This is a genomic window from Photorhabdus antumapuensis (genome assembly GCF_020387775.1).
GTDB lineage: Bacteria > Pseudomonadota > Gammaproteobacteria > Enterobacterales > Enterobacteriaceae > Photorhabdus > Photorhabdus antumapuensis.
The window spans coordinates 1-1952 of sequence record NZ_JAHZMK010000020.1; the positions used below are offsets into that span (position 1 = coordinate 1).

Here is a 1952-nt window from a genome sequence, read left to right on the forward strand (position 1 = left end):
GAGAGTGATATTGTGCTGGACTGGCGTCAGTCACGGCACTGGCGAGTCGCCACGTATCTGGATGATACCGGGTCCAAAAGCACCGGCCGTTATCAGGGCGGACTCACCTTTTTTCTGGATAACCCGCTGGCGTTAAGCGACCTGTTCTATCTCTCCGGTGGGCGCGATATTCACGCGTCTGCCGGGAAAGGCAGCCAAAACGACACGCTCTATTATTCGCTGCCATTTGGATACTGGATGGCGAGCGTGACCGCCAGTCACTACGATTACATGCAGACAATCGCCGGACTGAATCAGGCGATTCAATACCGGGGCAAAAGCCAAAATCTGGCGGTCCAGCTTAGTCGGGTGCTGCATCGTAACGCCGACCAGAAAACCCTGCTCAACAGTGAAATTTATCGCCGGGCGTCCCGTAATTTTATTGACAACACTGAAATCGATGTTCAGCGCCGGGAAACCGCAGGCTGGAAGCTGGGGCTGTCTCATCATCACACTATCGGCAACGCCACTCTCGATACCAAGGTGACTTACCAACAGGGCATGCGCTGGTTTGGCGCACAACCGGCGCCGGAAGAGTACCGCAATGAAGGGACGGCTTTACCCAAAATCACCCAATTCTCGGCGACGCTGGCCGGACCGTTAACGCTGTTTAATCAGCCCTTTTCTTATCAAACCCAGTATTTGCGCCAGATAAGCGCCAGCCCATTGACGCCCCAGGATCGCTTTTCAATTGGCGGCCGCTGGACGGTGCGCGGCTTTGATGGCGAGTTGACCTTATCCGCTGATCGGGGCTGGTACAGCCGTAACGAACTGGACTGGCAAACCCCGCTGCGGGGGCAGTCGCTGTATCTGGGGATCGACTATGGCGAAGTGGGCGGACGGGGCAGTGACGCGCTGCTTGGAAAACACCTGGCGGGGAGTGCCCTGGGGTGGCGAGGCAGCCTGAAAGGGGTGAGCTACGACCTGTTTGTCGGCGTCCCGCTGTCCAAACCCGCCGGTTTCCAAACCTCCCCGGTCACGGCCGGATTCAACCTGTATTGGCAGTATTAATTTAAATAACCCGGCTGCCAGTGGGTAGCGTGTGAGTGGAGCAAATCATGAACAAGCAGTTGTATCGTATTATCTTTAATCAGGCCCGCCAGCTGTGGATGGTGGTGGCCGAGATAGCGCGTGCCGGACGCGGACGAACGGGACGCCGCGCTCGTCGGCCATCTCTGCTGTCGTGTCGTTGCCGGTTCACCGCGTTACGATTCAGTCTCTTGTTAGCGCTTGGCGGGATTTCACTCACCGCACAGGCGGCGATTGTAGCCGACGGACAGGCGCCGGGGCGTCAGCAACCGACCGTCATTCACAGCGCCAACGGCACGCCGCAGGTTAATATTCAGACGCCCGGCGCCGACGGCGTTTCCCACAACAGCTACCGCCAGTTTGATGTGGATAAACAAGGGGTTATCCTCAATAACAGCCATCAGGCCACGCAGACCCAACTCGGCGGCATGGTGGCGGGCAATCCGTGGTTAGCCAAAGGGGACGCCAGCGTTATCCTCAACGAAGTCAACAGCCATGACCGCAGTCACCTCAATGGCTGGATTGAAGTGGCCGGGCATAAAGCCGAGGTGATTATTGCCAACCCTTCGGGGATCACCTGTAACGGTTGCGGTTTTATTAATGCGCACCGCACCACGCTCACCACCGGGCAAGCCCTGATGGAACGGGGTCGGTTGAAAGGGTTTGATGTCAATCAGGGGGAAGTGCGGATTGACGGGCACGGCATGGACAGCACCCGGCAAAGTTACACCGATATTATCGCCCGTTCGGTGGCGATTAACGCCAAATTACATGCGCAAGACCTGAAAGTGACTACCGGGCGCAATATTGTGGATGTGGCGCATCAACAGATTGAGAAAAAATCGACAGACAATGAGAAGCACCCGGAGTTTGCGTTGGATGTG

The 1952-nt window shown here is 57.0% G+C and carries 2 protein-coding genes; both read left to right on the forward strand.

Annotated elements, in window-relative coordinates:
- On the forward strand, window positions 1–1050 hold a 1050-nt coding region (locus KZ793_RS08160; protein ID WP_225814901.1), incomplete at its 5' end, for a ShlB/FhaC/HecB family hemolysin secretion/activation protein.
- Between the two features lie 47 nt (window positions 1051–1097).
- Window positions 1098–1952 (forward strand): two-partner secretion domain-containing protein (locus KZ793_RS08165; protein WP_225814902.1); only part of this gene is annotated, 855 nt, incomplete at its 3' end.